Below are 14,247 nucleotides of genomic sequence, written 5' to 3'. Positions count from 1 at the left end.
GTGTTGATGGAAGTAATCTATGGGTTGATACCGGGAATGATCTTTCTTGGTGTCGTTGGAGTGGCTATCCTTTTTTGGGCTGCCAAGAGCGGTCAGTTTGAAGATATGGAGGGGGAGGGGCATCGAATATTGATGGATGATGATCTGAGCCCCGACTTTGATTCTCAGGCCTCGACTTCTGCCAGCAATGCCGCTGGTGGCCAGGAGAGCAAGTCTGGCGGTGATACCAAGAATGATTAATTGTCCCCGATCACTATTGTTCGGATCGGGGGACATTAGCAGTCAACAGGGACAGCCTGTTGCAGACGTTTTGGTATCCAGTATTACCGGAGGCAGGGCATTTCAGAGGGACATCATAGCTTTTCCAATGGGCTTATAACGCGTTGGAATTCGCTCGGTGTAAGGTATTGGAATACCTCTTTACCATCACTGTTTACCGTGATATCGAGGCCTTTATCAGGATATAACCAGTGAGTCAGATGCTCGCCTTCGGCTATTTTCCTGTCCGGTATTCCAAAGTGTTTGGCAATGAGTGGTGCTTCCAGGTCTGCGGCTGGCAGGTAGGTGATCAGATCTATCGTTGATCCGCCAAGGTGTTGTTTGTCTTCCTCGCTGATTTCAACCTTTTTGCTGCCATCGCCCAGCTGGCTTATTCTAATGCCGCGAGAGAATATCTCTTGTGCTTGTTGAGCGCTGACTTCGAGAGTCAGGACAAGGTTGGCTTTGAGGCCGCTTAAGTAAATTCTGTCAAAATAGGCTTCCACGGAATACTCGCCACTGGTTGTTCGAAACAGGCTTAGGGTTGCTGCATTTTCAAAACTCAACTCAGCATCCTTAAGAGTGCTTTTTCCCAAAGTCAGGCCGAAAACGCTGGTGTTGCCATCGGCATCCGTTGTTATCTGCCAAGGAAGTTTTGGATTGCTGTCGACTTTCCGTCCTCCTGGTAAGCTAATCGCAATAATGATGGCCAAAGTGCTGATCGCAATCAGGCCCAGGACTATTTTTCGGTCCATAACAGGTAACTATTTCCTTTGAGGATAAGGTGGTTGCATGCATCTAATGATAAAAACTGAATGCCTGTAGTTCGAATATCATTTTTTCCTGAACTTTCTGCATTTTAGCGGCCTCAACGAAAGGAATACAGGGAAATATTAAGTATCATGGCGTCTGGTGTAGAATCCTGATCGCTACTGGAGACAACTGAATGAAGTTTGACATTCCGGCTGATACTAAGCGTAAAGCCAAAGCCCCTCATGAGCTGTTTTTGACCAATATGGTGGGTAATCATATTCTTTGGTTTGTTGCTGCGCTGGGGGTCTTTAATACGTTTTGGCAACCTCTGGTGGTTGTTCCGGTTATCTCGTTCATGACCATTGTTTATACGATATGGCGAGCGAAAAAATCTCTAGAGGCCGATGAGTGGTTTGTTATGTGTCACTGGCAGGTGGCAGCTCGGCGTAGCAAGGTGTTTGCCTCAGTGCTGTTGGTCGGTTTTTTAATAGCCGGGTTGGGGTGGATGGGCTATAGCGTCCTCGGAATGAAAAAAGTAGCGGTAATGGCTCTTGTTGGAGGCGTAGGATTATTGCCGATAATGGTTTCTGTGCTGGTGTTAATTGTTATGGAATCAGATGGAATGCATCAGGCTTCCAGCGGAATTATATCAAAAGGAATCTATGATCGATTCCCAAACGAAGAGGCAGTGTTGTTAGCTGATCCGAATCAGGAAGTTGCGTCGACTGGTGAGCATTAAACACAAAATATCAAAGCAGTCGCGCTAAGGTGACTACTCCAAATGCTATGATGCTGAGTCCTGCGAGCTTTCGTGTCAGTGGAGCTTGGAGTAAATGGGCAGCAACGCCTGCCAGCATTCCCATGATGATAAGATTTGGTAGAGTGCCTAATGCGAAGGCAAGCATGACTCCTGCGCCACTAACCGCGCTCCCGGAGGATACTGCGTTAATCAGCATGCTGTAGACCAGGCCGCAGGGTACCCATCCCCAGATGAGGCCGACTCCAACAGCCTGCGTTGGGGTTTTGACCGGTAGAAGCTTCCTGCCGGCTGGTTCAATGATTCTCCAGAGAAGTGTGCCCGCCTGTTCAACTTTATTGAGCAGCATCCACCAGCCCCCGATATAGAGCCCAAGCAAGATCATAAAAATGCCCGCGAAGGTCAGCAATATTCTTTGCGCAAGATAAAGAGGTAACCACTGCAGTAACAGTGCTCCTATTCCACCCATCAAAGCTCCTGCCAGGACATAGCTTACCGTTCGGCCGAGATTGTACGCTAGCTGATAGGGAATCATTGCCAGCGGGCTCCGTCTTTGCTTCTCTGGCAGTCCCAAACTGAGAGTGGCAACAATACCGCCACACATTCCCACACAGTGTACTCCACCAACTAAACCAACGATAAAGGCACTCAAAAAAGGCGATAGAGTATCTGGCAAGGTTTCCACCCATTACTTGGTGTTGTGAAAAAGAAGGAGGTCAATTGTGCCTAGACGATAAGCAAAATAGAAGCGGTACCGGTATCAAAGGCTTTTCGCTTTACTCTTCGTTCAGAGAAGGATGTGAAAAATATCAAAGGAGCTGGGCCGTTGTAAAATGACTATTGCGATTGTACTCAACGAGCAAAATCAGCATAAGGTTTTTTGGCGGCACAAGTCCAAAAAACCTTTTAGCCGTTTTGTGATTACAATGAGGAAATCAGCCCGTATACAGTCAGGAGGCTGAGGAGGGGAGTCCTGAAGCTTTACGCAGTTGTTCTGCATTCAGCATCCGGATATGTTTTCCGCGTACTGCTATTGATCCTGATTGATGGAGTTTGGTGAATAGGCGACTCAGCGTTTCTTTACGCAGTCCGAGGAAATTTGCAATATCATCTCGTGACATCGGAAGTTGGAACTCCTCAGCAGAAAAACCGCGTTCCTGTCGTCGCAATGATAAATTCAGTAAAAAGGCGGACAAACGTTGTTCTGCATTTTTACGTGCCATCAGCATCGCGAACTGGCGATACAGGTCAAAGTTTTCCTTGTGCAGCATCGTCTGGAAGTTGTTTAGCAGTACTGGCACCTGATTGGCAGTCTCCAGCAAGCTGCCGAAGGGTAATTCACAGACAAAGCTGTCCTCCAGAGCTATTGCGCTGCATGGATAGCGTTGAGGATAAATGCCCGTTTGTCCCAGCGCTTCTCCAGAGAGTACAAAGCCGACAATTAACTCTTCATCTTCATCAGAGTTGTTGACAAGTTTGATGGCTCCGGAGGTAACAGCATAAATTGCTGTAAATGGAGCTCCTTCGGAAAATAGATACTCGCCGGCTCTTATGGGCTGACGTCGTTCTACAAATTCTTCGGCCATGCTCAGCTCATGACCGCTGATATTGATGGGATTACATAGCGGAAACAGTCCGCAATCGTCGCAGGCTACATGGTTGGCCTGGCCACGGCGTGGTGGGCGATCAGTGGTGATTCGAGTTGTCATTCAGGCACCTGCTTGTATGTTCGCCGTTCTAAGCTTGTCAGGCTTATGGTTTTGGCTAAAGCTCTTTAGTCTCGTTGAATATTGAGATATTAGCATTTTGGTATTTTGCGCTAATTGCTTTATATCAAATGGGCTCGTTGATAATTATATGCTGAGTATTAATGGCTGTTTGCCATACAGCGGCTTGGTGAAATATGATCAAGAGCGGATTTGATGTCTTGTGACTAATTCTTGCGCCGGACCTCTGGTGTATTCCTTCAATGCTGTAGATAATGGCGACCACTTGCAGCAGTTATCTGTTGTTGTATTCATATTGGGTAGAGAAAACAATGGACCATTTGATTCTGTATTGTCGTCCGGGCTTTGAATCTGAAACAGCGGCCGAGATCAGTGATCAAGCACAGCTGGCGGGTGAATTTGGCTATGCTAAAACCCAGAGTGGCGATGGTTATGTCTGTTACGTATGTCAGCAGCCTGGTGGAGCCCATCGGTTAATTAAGTTGCTTGCTTTTTCAAAGATGGTGTTTGCTCGTCAGTGGCTTGCTTGTGGCGAGAGAATTGACGAGTTGCCAGCTAAAGACCGGATAACAACCCTGGTAGCTGCCGCTAAGCAACTACCGCAGTGTGGAGAGTTGGTGATTGAAACTGCAGATACCAATGACGCTAAGCAACTAGCAACTTTCTGTAAGAAGTTTACCTCGCCCTGTGCTGCTGCATTTCGCCGTGCCGGGGTCTTAACGCAACGTCGTACGTCAAAGCTTCCGCGCTTGCATCTTTTCTTTCAGGATTCGTCTTCTGCTTATATGGGGATCAGTTATCCTGAAAACAGTTCTCCCAATCCAATGGGAATTATGCGATTAAAGTATCCTTCTAAGGCTCCCAGTCGATCCACTTTAAAGCTTGAAGAAGCTTGGCATACATTTCTTTCATTGAAGGACAGGGAGCATTTACTGGAACCCGGCATGACCGCAGTTGATCTGGGGGCAGCTCCTGGGGGGTGGACGTGGCAGTTAGTTAAAAAACATATCAGAGTTACCGCTGTCGATAACGGCCCGATGGAGCAGTCCCTTATGGATAGCGGGCTAGTTACTCATGTTCGGGAAGATGGTTTTGCGTATCGGCCAAACAAGACTGTGGATTGGATGGTATGTGATATCGCTGATCAGCCAAGCAAAGTCGCGCGACTTGCCGCTGACTGGGTAGCTAATGGTGGCTGCCGAAGAGCTGTGTTTAATTTGAAGTTGCCGATGAAAAAACGCTACCAAGCGGTGGTTGATGCCAGAGAAACAATAGAAACGTTGGTAACAGATCTACCTGGTCATTACATTCTGGATGTTAAACACCTCTATCATGACCGTGAAGAAGTGACTTGTTATCTGCGTCCTACCGATACCGTATAGTTAAAAATAATGGCTTAGCCTGTGGCGCTGGCGGTTATGTCATCATATATGTTCGAAAACGGTTATTTTTTCATCTTCTACCAGCATAGGTCGTAGTTCTTCCATCAGGGCCTTTCGCTGATCTGAATGGTACCAGAGGCTCCAATTGGAAGAAGTGTCGTAGCTGGCAATGATTAACCGATGATTAGGATCATCGGAGTTTTTAAGAGATTCGCCTGATATAAAGCCACGAGACTGCATTGCCATCTGAAGAATATTGCGGGATGCTCGATGATAGTAGTCTATAAGCTCCCCGGCCACGTGACGTTCAATTATTATCTTTATCATGGGTTCACTACGCCTCTTGCTGTGTGAGTCTTCTGAGCTCCTATTGTTTTAGGTTTCTTAGTCTTTTTGGAGTTCCTGTTTTATCGCTATCATTGTTTCAAGCTTGCATTATCTATTTACAGGCAGGCTTAAATTCCACCATTTGTGATTTCCTTTAATTAGAAGTATAGGAGAGCTCTATCAGTGTTCTAATAATTCTTGAGGAAAAAAGGAACAGGAAGCTTTTTCGTCGGGCTGTGTTCTGAGAGAATAGGCGTTATCGAGATTTGAGGTTTTTTTGATGCCCGATATAAAAGTGGATCATTACATGGACGCAAAAGGACTGTTTTGTCCAGAGCCGGTAATGATGTTACACAATAAAGTACGTGATATGGGAATTGGTGAAGTACTTGAGGTTGTAGCAACGGATCCATCAACTCAGAGAGATATTCCGAAATTTTGCACTTTTTTAGGTCATGAGTTGATTGATCATCAAGAAGTGCAGGAGTGTTTCCTGTATTACATCCGTAAAGGAGCTGCTTGATTGCCATCGGGCTTAATCGCCTATAGACTGCCGACAAGCACTCTGTGCCGTCGAATTCTGGTTTTATCTATAAAAGCAGAATATTCGATTGCAATCTCATCGATACGTCGTCTGTGAATGACTCGTTTCGCTATAAAATTTGTTTAATATTGGTTAAGCGAAGTAAAGCTCCATGACTGCAGAAAAAACAGCAACAGAAAATACAGCCGCTGAAAGTACTCCTACTTCTAAGGGTAAATCCCCAAGTACAGGTAATCCCTCAAGCAAAAGTAAGAGCAAGAACCGGGCTGCAAATAGTGCTGCTATTGCGACAATTTCCGAACACTATCCTGAAGTTTTTAACCGTAACAGTGTACGGCCACTCAAGATCGGTATTCAGGAAGATATTGTCGCTGATGGAAAGTTATCTCAAGGCAAAATTAAACGTGCCTTGGCTTCTTATGTGCGCTCACCGCTTTATTATAAAGCGCTAAAAGCAGGGGCTGATCGGATTGACCTGAAGGGAGAGGCTGCTGGTAAGGTCAGCGAGCAGGAGGCTGAACACGCGAAAGCCATGTTGAAAAAGATTCGGGATAGCCGTAATGAGCGAATCAAGAAGGAGCGTGAGGAGAGTCGTGAAAACGCACGCCAGGAACGTTTTAACGATAAATTGAGCCAGCTGCTGCAAAAAGGCGGTTAAACCGATGCAGCAGATCGCCATCTATTGTGGTGCTAACTCTGGAGTAGATCCTGATTTTATAAAGCAAGCTGAGAGTTTCGCAGATGTTTTGGTCAGGCGCAGAGTTGGCGTTGTCTACGGTGGTTCCCGAAATGGGCTGATGGGTGTTATTGCTGACCGCGTGCTGGGCCAGCAAGGAACAGTAGTTGGAGTTATGCCCAAAGGGCTGATCCAGTGGGAACAGGCCCACCAGCATTTAACAGAAATGGTAAGTGTTTCCGGCATGCATGAGCGGAAACAGGAAATGTCGCAGCGAGCTGATGGTTTTGTAGCGTTACCGGGAGGAATCGGTACGCTGGAAGAAATATTCGAGATGATCTCTTGGGCTCAGCTTGGTGTTCACTTTAAGCCTTGCGCATTTTTCAATGTTAATGGCTATTATGATAAATTGATTGAATTTTTGGATCACAGCGTCATACAAGGTCTGATGAGGAAAAAAATCCGCGATATGATTCTCATCGGGGATGAACCTGAGGCTTTGTTGAATGCCATGAATAATTATTCTTCACCTGTCGATAATAGCTGGATCGAATCTTCTGAAGTGTAAAACTGCTCAGAACGAGTCAAAGGCGTTTTTTTGTTGATAGCTTCTTTTCTGTAATTAGCTTTACCTCTCCTCAACATTCTGTAGCAGCAGATTCATTGCCCTAAACACCAGGCATAAGCCCGCATTCGGTCAGGAGTTTTTGCCAGGCTTGTGTGTGGCGTTTTATTGACCGTTGATAGCTGGACCAAAGCCCTTCCGGAGCATCCATCGCTAACATACGTGTTTGGTAGTGCTGAACGCTGACAGGTAACCTAAATCGGTTGGAATTTATCAGTTTGTTTATATATTTTAGCCACTCTGAGCCCTGTTTTTGGACAAGAGCCATGTAGGGTTGTACATCCTTAGAGTAATATTTTATAAAAACGTTTTTGAGTATTTTGGCACTCTCCGTGGGGGTTTGGTTGAAACAAAGGGGGCGTCGTTCCATTCGTTGTTCCAGAACATTTGCTGTCAGGTTGAGATAATAGGAGAGTAACGCCAGGGATTTAATTAACTGGCTTCCATATTCGCTACTGTAGATGGCAAAGTAGTGCTGTTCGAGGTCTTCTAGTTTGTTGGGTAGCTTTATATGATTGTTGTTCCGGTATTCACTAACACTTTCGACGACCTTATCAAATTGTTGTAATGCCCGTAAGCTGTCGCCAAATCCTGGATTCCCGGTAACGGGAAGCGGATCTTGGGAAAGAGAGAAATTTTTTTCCATTGCCTCGCTGGTAAATATACCGTTCCAGACGACAGCTTCCAGGTTGTCAGATTTCACTTGGTGTACTTCTTCGAGTAGACGAAAAAAATCTAAATCTATTGATGTCCTCGAAGCACGGTAGCGCTCATAACATGGATGTAATCGTTCAAAGAAATCGAGTTCATAGCGCATGAGTACTGAGGGTTTCATGACCTTGCCCAGTGAGCTGTTCCGCTTGGCAATCAGTGGCAGTAGGTTGCAGTTTGAAAACCCAAGCGTTTCCAGTAATCCACTGCGAAGCTCGGTTGTCGGTATTCTGCGTTCGCGTCGCGGCGGAAGAGGAATTAATCCTGCGTATGGAGAGGCTGGCTGATATTCCTGGTCAATGCTGTTACTGACTCGTACCAGATAATCTTCGAGCATCGCTTCCGGGCTGTTTTGATCGCAGCCATATAGTAACACCCAGGCTGACAATAGAATGAGTCTGACTGAATGCAGGAAGAGTTGCTTGGGCATGGTGATATGGCCTCCAGTGTTGGTCGGTCACTTTGTGCTTAGGTGCGGTGATGAGGCCCTCGTGTGAATGGGTTTGTTCAATGAGGTTGAGATGTTTTCTCTGAGCAGCTATCTCAAGTCTCGGGGGAGCTAACACAAGTATAGTTATTCTGAAAACCAGTATAGGTATGACTTACTCATCTGAGATATATTTGCGGGTTACAGAGTGTAGTCGAGCCACCAAGAGCAGAGCAGCTGCTGTCAGTCCAGCAATCAGGCCTATCCAAAAGCCCTCTGGACCCTGTGGGGTGCCCAAAAACTCAGTCAGGCCCAGGCTGTAGCCTAGCGGTAAGCCAACCAGCCAGCTAGCAAAAAATACGGCAAACATGGGGATTTTAGTATCCTTATATCCTCTTAATGCCCCTGCTGACGTGACCTGTAGTGCGTCCGAAAATTGAAAAATTGCTGCCAAAACAAGTAATTTTGTAGCGATGGTTTGTATCTCGTAACTTTCCGTGTACAGGGTTGATATTGTATTTGCAAATAAAAAGATGACGAGAGAAGTTGCGGAAGCAATAAGTATGGCGAGGATTAGCCCTGTTTTACAGATGAAGCGGGCCTGCTCCGGTTGTCCTTTACCAAGAGCATAGCCTGTGCGGATGGTGAGAGCCATGGCCAGACTGAGCGGAATCATAAATAATAAACTGGAAAAGGAGATTGTGATTTGGTGTCCTGCTACGATCTGTGGTCCTAACGGAGCCAGAAACAAGGCGATTATCGTAAACATGCTGACTTCGATAAATAACGATATTCCAATGGGAATCCCGAGTCGTAGAATTTCAGTCTGTTGTCTGTAAGCTGGTCTGGACCAATCAGCCCAGAATCGTATTTTCTTGAAAGATCGGCTTTTAAGGCTGTAAAACAGCAAAATCAAAAACTGTATCCACATGACGATAGAGGTGGCCCAGCCGCAACCCGCGCCGCCTAGCTCGGGAAGACCCGCAGCACCGTAAATAAGTAGATAGTTAAGAGGAATATTACAGGCTAGGGCGATAAAGCTAATTACCATAATCGGTTGAGTTCGGTGAAAAGCCTCATTAGAGCTTCGCAAGACCTGATATAAAGCGGTCGCAGGAAGACCCCAGGCAAGTGCCTGAAGGTAGTCTACACTGATGACGGTCACAGCGGCATCGACCGACGCGAGGTGAAATACCGGTTCAGCATGCCAAAGAAGCGTTCCGGCCAGTATGCCCAGAACCAGTGCAAGCCAGGTTGATTGCTGAATAACCTGCTTTATCCGGTTGAAATTGTTCCCACCAAAAGCCTGGGCTATCAAAGGTGTAGTCGCCAGCAGAACACCTGTAAGTGACAGCATTACCGGCATCCATAGACTGGAGCCCATCGCTATTGCCGCTAAGTCATTATCACCATAGCGTCCTGCCATTACGGTATCAGTAAAACCCATGGCTGCTTGTGCCATTTGAGTGGCGATGATGGGAAACCCTAGTTTGAATATGGCTAAGGTTTCGTTCCAAAACTGCCTGGAAGAGGGTGGTATGGCCTGTAATGACTGATTCAATATGGTTTCTTGCTGCTAGTGGTGATTATTGTTGAATTCAACCTGTTTGAGGAGTGCAAAAATCAGAGGATAATCTCAGAAATAAAACAGTCCTTCCGTAGTGCTTGTTTATTCAGAAGGAAAAAGGCTGGTGGGAAGGTCAACTGTCCCGCTTTAGCTTATCTGATATCGTTCGTGCAGTCTGGATCTGATATTAAGGAACCTCTGAACAAGTCCCTTCGGCCTCTGGCATTAGAGGAGCCGGTACCTCAGACAATTGAAGGGGAGTTGAGTCCCCTTCAATTGAAAGTTTAAGGTTACAACATATAAACGTTACATAAGTTTGTTAGTTTATACGCTTTTTAACAAAGCTTCCCGGGGCCGCCTCAAGGGGGGAATAAGTTTTAGAGCCGAGCTTTTCGGTGGCTTTAACCATTTTACCTGCACGTTTCTTTAACCAGGGAGTCCAGTGGTTCCACCAGCTTCCATCAACCTTTTTAGAGGTTTCCAACCAATGAGCCGTGCCTTTACCTAGTTCTCCATCAATTTGGAAGTTGCGACGGTTCTTTGAAGCTGGGTTGATTACCCCTGCGATATGACCGCTGGCACCCAGAATAAACTCAACGTTGCTAAATAGCTCAGTGGCGGCAAAGGTCGACTCCCAAGGAGCAATGTGGTCTTCGATGCATGAAAGCATGTAGCAAGGTGTTTTTATTCTCCTGAGGTCTATTTTCTCACCACAGATCGTCAGTGCGTCGGGTTTAACCAGATTGTTTTCCAGGTACATATTGGTCATATAGTAGCAATACATATCACCGGGCAGGTTTGTTGGATCGCTGTTCCAGTAAAGAATATCGAAGGGGGCAGGGGCCTGTCCTTTCAGATAGTTGTTGACCACATAGGACCAGATCAGATCATTTGAACGCAGCATGTTAAAGGTTGTAGACAGGTTTTTACCGCTAAGGATGCCTTCAGATTTAACCTGTTCAACCAGCTTGCCAACCTGCTCCTCATCAATGAAAACGCCTAGATCACCAGGCTCTGAAAAGTCTGTTAGTGTAGTAAGGAAGGTGGCAGAAGAAACGGTATTGTCTTTTCTGGCGGCCATCACTGCCAATGCTGAGGCCAATATAGTGCCACCTACACACCAGGCGACGGCATTTACACGATCCGAGCCGGTAATAGATTTGGCGGTTTCAAGCGCTGTGAAAACCCCCTTGTCCACGTAATCGTCCCAAGATAAATGTCCGTCTTCGGCGCTGGCATTTATCCAGGATATCAGGAAGACAGTATTACCCTGTTCTACGGCATGTTTGACAAATGAATTGTGGGGCTGTAAATCCAGAATGTAAAACTTGTTAATGCAGGGCGGGATGATGAGCAGAGGTCTTTCGGCTACTTTTTCAGTGGTAGGCTTGTACTGAATCAGCTGCATTATTTCATTCTGGAATATGACCGAGCCTTCAGTTGTGGCGATATTCTCACCTAGAGTAAAGGCCTCTTCATCAGTCATACTGATGCTGCCTTTGTCTATGTCACCAATTAGGTTTTGCAAGCCATCAATGAGACTTTGACCTTTTGAGTCTATTGCCTGTTGGATTACTTCAGGGTTTGTTGCTGCAAAGTTGGTTGGAGACATTGCATCTATATATTGCTGAGTATAGAACTCGAGCTTCTGTTGGCTTTTTTCATCGAGATTAGCGCTGGTCGCCAGTTTATTCAGCATTTTAGAGGCGATCAGGTAAGATTCCTTGATGTAGTTGAATACAGGGCTTTCACTCCATTCATCACTACTAAAGCGGCGGTCACCGGGAGCGGGTTGTGTTGCAGCATTCGTATTGCCCGTCAGTAATCCGGACCAAAACTGCATTTGAGTTTTTTGATATTCAGAAATTGCATCCACCCAGCCTTGGGGATCATGGGGACGGTTAAGCAGTTGAGACCAGGCGCTGTTAAGATTATCCAGGTACTCTTCTCCTGCTTTGCCACCGAACATTTCCATTACCTTGTGTGCTTCGGTGTTCATAGCAGTTAAGAAATCCTGAGCGCTGTTGGTTGTGTTCTTGCTATCCATATACAGAGTCTCTGTGTGGTCTGGTAAGAAAAATAGGCGTTGACGCAGCCATTTATAGGGGCCAAACTGCGACACATTATATACCAACCCCTGTATATAGTAGTAATCCTTTGGTATCTAACGCTCATCATTACAAGTTGGTTGACAAAGTTGGCCTTAAAAATGGAACAATTGTTACTTTATACCACGACAGGATGTCATCTCTGTGAAATAGCCTTGCAATTGATCCTGAGTTCTCAAAAAACAACTGAATTTCAAGTTGAGCTGGTAGAAATCAGTGATTCTGAATCTCTGGTCGACCAGTACGGGATTAGGATACCTGTGGTGGCTGATAAAAAAGGTGGTGCTGAGCTTGGCTGGCCTTTTGATTACGAGCAATTTCAACAGTTTGTTGATGGTCTGAGCCGTTGTTGATTCCCCTGTGTCAATTCTGTAGCCGCTGATGGCCTTTTTATAGGCGATTAGAAACTTAAAATCTCCCTCAATCTTATTCATGGCGCCTTGTCGAAGGCTTAAATTCCGAAAAAGGTTTTTGCTGTGGCTGTAGTTTTCTGGGCCAGCAATTCAGGACTGATATCGATTTGCTGGGCAACCTGTTGGCAGATGTGTGTCAGGTAGGCGGGCTCATTTCGACGTGATTTTGGTTTTGGCGAAAGGTTTCTGGGAAGTAAATAGGGAGCATCGGTTTCAAGCATTAATCGGTCTAAAGGGATCTCTTTAAGTAGCGGCAGTAGGTGTTGACCACGGCGTTCATCGCATATCCATCCGGTAATTCCGATGTGCAGATCGAGATCGAGACAAGCAAAAAGCTCCTTTTTGGTTCCGGTGAAACAATGAAGAACGCCATGACTTAACTCATCCCGGTAGTGTCTTACTATTTCATAGAACCGATTGTGTGCCTCCCGCTCATGCATGAAAATGGGGATGTTCATCTCACAGGCCATTTCCAGCTGTTGCGCGAAAACCTGTTCTTGTTGTTGTGCTGGAGAAAGGTTTCGATTGAAATCCAGGCCTGTTTCTCCTATTGCTTTAACGGAAGGATGTTGCAGCAAGGCTTTGATGTGGGACAGTGTGTTGCTGTTACAATCTTTGGCATAATGAGGGTGGACCCCTGCTGTTGAGAATAAATGACCAGGATGGCGTGACGAAAGTTCGACTGCTTGCTCGCTGCTTTCCAGGTCAGTACCTGTGACAATTAAGTTTTTGACTCCTGCGGCCATTGCCCGGTCTATAACTGCATCAATGTCTTTGGCAAATGATTTATCTGTAAGGTTGGCAGCAATATCAGTTAAATAAGAACAAATTTCAGACATTTTGGGTTGATCCTGTTTTGAAAATTACGCAATAACTGCAATACAGGTTATGCTATCAGGAGATGCGGTTTTTTATATATAGCTGAACAGCTTAATAGCTCAGAATTAAGGTGAAGATCGAAATGAGTGGATTATTAGACTCGGTTGATCAGAGAACAAGGCTCGTAGGTCAGAATCGTTTCGAGCTTTTATTGTTTAGACTCGGAAGAAACCAGCTTTTTGCCATCAATGTTTTTAAGGTCAAAGAGGTACTTAAGCTGCCACGGCTTAATGCTCTTCCTCAATCTAATCCATATATTTGCGGCGTCGCTAATATGCGTGGATTAACCGTGCCGGTCATTGATCTGAGCGCCGCAATTGGGATGCCAGCAACCGTTGTCACCGATGCGTCTCATATGATTGTTGCTGAATATAACGGCAGCGTACAAGGCTTTCTTGTTAGTGATGTAGAGCGGATCGTCAACCTGGACTGGAGTGATGTGATGCCACCACCTGCGACAGCTGGACGAGCACATTACCTGACTGCAATTACACGACTGCAGGATAACAGCCTTGTCGAGATAGTCGACGTGGAAAAAGTACTGGCAGAAATTACGCCATTCTCTACTGAAGTGTCTGAGGATGTGATGAAACAAGATCTGCACAAGCTGGCCGAAGGAAAAGAGATATTGGTAGTGGATGATTCTCAGACAGCGCGGGATCAAGTGCGAATCACGTTATCACACCTTGGAGTAAGGATTACTGAGGCAGTTAATGGTACTGACGCCCTTGAGCAGTTAAAGGCGTTTGCGTCTCTCGGAGATGTCACGCAAAAGTTCGTGATGGTTATAACAGATGCAGAAATGCCCGAAATGGATGGTTATCGCCTCACGACTGAAATTCGTAATGATCCAGATCTGAAGAACCTTTATATCGTTCTGCACACGTCGCTGTCAGGTACATTTAATAAAGCGATGGTGCAAAAGGTGGGCTGCAATGATTTCTTGCCAAAATTCGAATCAGATCGACTTGCTGAAAAAGTACTGGAGCGTATCAGTGACTTGTATGCTGTTGGTTAACCATTCTCTTCGCGCCAAATAACCTTTACGTCAATATCAACCGCTAGTTAGCATCAGCTGTTGTCAGATCTCAGG

General features: G+C 45.8%; 16 protein-coding genes. 8 read left to right on the top strand and 8 right to left on the bottom strand.

Annotated elements, in window-relative coordinates:
* The first annotated feature begins 6 nt into the window (after positions 1-6).
* The gene (gene ccoS / locus BGP75_RS05710; protein ID WP_076716407.1) at positions 7-240 is read left to right on the top strand and encodes a cbb3-type cytochrome oxidase assembly protein CcoS; all 234 of its coding nucleotides are present in this window, start codon (positions 7-9) and stop codon (positions 238-240) included.
* A 113-nt stretch (positions 241-353) separates the two neighbouring features.
* On the opposite strand, the gene BGP75_RS05705 is transcribed toward ccoS, so the two are convergent.
* The gene (locus BGP75_RS05705) at positions 354-1,013 is read right to left on the bottom strand and encodes a hypothetical protein (protein ID WP_076716404.1); all 660 of its coding nucleotides are present in this window, start codon (positions 1,011-1,013) and stop codon (positions 354-356) included.
* Between the two features lie 191 nt (positions 1,014-1,204).
* Here BGP75_RS05705 and BGP75_RS05700 point away from each other — a divergent pair, with 191 nt between their 5' ends.
* Positions 1,205-1,750 (top strand): hypothetical protein, encoded by a 546-nt coding sequence (locus BGP75_RS05700; RefSeq protein WP_076716402.1) that lies wholly within the window; start codon positions 1,205-1,207, stop codon positions 1,748-1,750.
* A gap of 10 nt (positions 1,751-1,760) precedes the next feature.
* Here BGP75_RS05700 and BGP75_RS05695 read toward each other — a convergent pair whose 3' ends face one another.
* Positions 1,761-2,444 (bottom strand): sulfite exporter TauE/SafE family protein, encoded by a 684-nt coding sequence (locus BGP75_RS05695; protein ID WP_076716399.1) that lies wholly within the window; start codon positions 2,442-2,444, stop codon positions 1,761-1,763.
* Between the two features lie 274 nt (positions 2,445-2,718).
* Positions 2,719-3,477 (bottom strand): helix-turn-helix domain-containing protein, encoded by a 759-nt coding sequence (locus tag BGP75_RS05690; RefSeq protein WP_076716396.1) that lies wholly within the window; start codon positions 3,475-3,477, stop codon positions 2,719-2,721.
* Between the two features lie 329 nt (positions 3,478-3,806).
* Here BGP75_RS05690 and rlmM point away from each other — a divergent pair, with 329 nt between their 5' ends.
* On the top strand, positions 3,807-4,877 hold the full coding sequence (gene rlmM, locus BGP75_RS05685; protein WP_076716394.1) for a 23S rRNA (cytidine(2498)-2'-O)-methyltransferase RlmM: 1,071 nt from the start codon (positions 3,807-3,809) through the stop codon (positions 4,875-4,877).
* 42 nt (positions 4,878-4,919) lie between these two features.
* Here rlmM and BGP75_RS05680 read toward each other — a convergent pair whose 3' ends face one another.
* On the bottom strand, positions 4,920-5,204 hold the full coding sequence (locus BGP75_RS05680) for an antibiotic biosynthesis monooxygenase (RefSeq protein WP_076716392.1): 285 nt from the start codon (positions 5,202-5,204) through the stop codon (positions 4,920-4,922).
* A 280-nt stretch (positions 5,205-5,484) separates the two neighbouring features.
* Here BGP75_RS05680 and tusA point away from each other — a divergent pair, with 280 nt between their 5' ends.
* From tusA to BGP75_RS05665, 3 genes are all read left to right on the top strand, one after another.
* Positions 5,485-5,727 carry a sulfurtransferase TusA gene (tusA, locus tag BGP75_RS05675; protein ID WP_076716389.1) on the top strand — a complete coding sequence of 81 codons (243 nt, stop codon included), beginning with the start codon at positions 5,485-5,487 and terminating at the stop codon, positions 5,725-5,727.
* A 172-nt stretch (positions 5,728-5,899) separates the two neighbouring features.
* Positions 5,900-6,406 carry a ProQ/FINO family protein gene (locus BGP75_RS05670; protein ID WP_083704643.1) on the top strand — a complete coding sequence of 169 codons (507 nt, stop codon included), beginning with the start codon at positions 5,900-5,902 and terminating at the stop codon, positions 6,404-6,406.
* 4 nt (positions 6,407-6,410) lie between these two features.
* Positions 6,411-6,992 (top strand): TIGR00730 family Rossman fold protein, encoded by a 582-nt coding sequence (locus BGP75_RS05665; RefSeq protein WP_076716386.1) that lies wholly within the window; start codon positions 6,411-6,413, stop codon positions 6,990-6,992.
* Positions 6,993-7,092: 100 nt separating this feature from the next.
* Here BGP75_RS05665 and BGP75_RS05660 read toward each other — a convergent pair whose 3' ends face one another.
* The 3 genes from BGP75_RS05660 to BGP75_RS05645 all read right to left on the bottom strand — a co-directional run bounded on the left by BGP75_RS05660 (position 7,093) and on the right by BGP75_RS05645 (position 11,801).
* Positions 7,093-8,190, bottom strand: a complete 1,098-nt coding sequence (locus tag BGP75_RS05660) for a DUF3080 family protein (protein ID WP_076716383.1) — start codon at positions 8,188-8,190, stop codon at positions 7,093-7,095.
* Between the two features lie 172 nt (positions 8,191-8,362).
* Complete coding sequence (locus BGP75_RS05655; protein ID WP_083704642.1) at positions 8,363-9,748, bottom strand: MATE family efflux transporter; 1,386 nt, start codon at positions 9,746-9,748, stop codon at positions 8,363-8,365.
* A 325-nt stretch (positions 9,749-10,073) separates the two neighbouring features.
* On the bottom strand, positions 10,074-11,801 hold the full coding sequence (locus BGP75_RS05645; protein ID WP_076716378.1) for an alpha/beta hydrolase: 1,728 nt from the start codon (positions 11,799-11,801) through the stop codon (positions 10,074-10,076).
* 162 nt (positions 11,802-11,963) lie between these two features.
* On the opposite strand from BGP75_RS05645, the gene BGP75_RS05640 reads away from it, so the two are divergent.
* A complete protein-coding gene (locus BGP75_RS05640; protein ID WP_076716375.1) occupies positions 11,964-12,215 on the top strand; it encodes a glutaredoxin family protein in 252 nt (83 codons plus the stop codon).
* A gap of 98 nt (positions 12,216-12,313) precedes the next feature.
* Here BGP75_RS05640 and BGP75_RS05635 read toward each other — a convergent pair whose 3' ends face one another.
* The gene (locus tag BGP75_RS05635; protein ID WP_076716372.1) at positions 12,314-13,114 is read right to left on the bottom strand and encodes a TatD family hydrolase; all 801 of its coding nucleotides are present in this window, start codon (positions 13,112-13,114) and stop codon (positions 12,314-12,316) included.
* A gap of 122 nt (positions 13,115-13,236) precedes the next feature.
* Between BGP75_RS05635 and BGP75_RS05630 the strand changes: the two genes are divergently transcribed.
* Positions 13,237-14,172 (top strand): chemotaxis protein CheV, encoded by a 936-nt coding sequence (locus BGP75_RS05630; protein WP_076716369.1) that lies wholly within the window; start codon positions 13,237-13,239, stop codon positions 14,170-14,172.
* Positions 14,173-14,247 lie beyond the last annotated feature (75 nt).

The sequence above is a fragment of the Motiliproteus sp. MSK22-1 genome (assembly GCF_001968815.1).
In the GTDB taxonomy this organism is placed as follows: Bacteria; Pseudomonadota; Gammaproteobacteria; order Pseudomonadales; family Balneatricaceae; genus Motiliproteus.
This window is presented reverse-complemented; position numbering and strand designations above follow the sequence as displayed.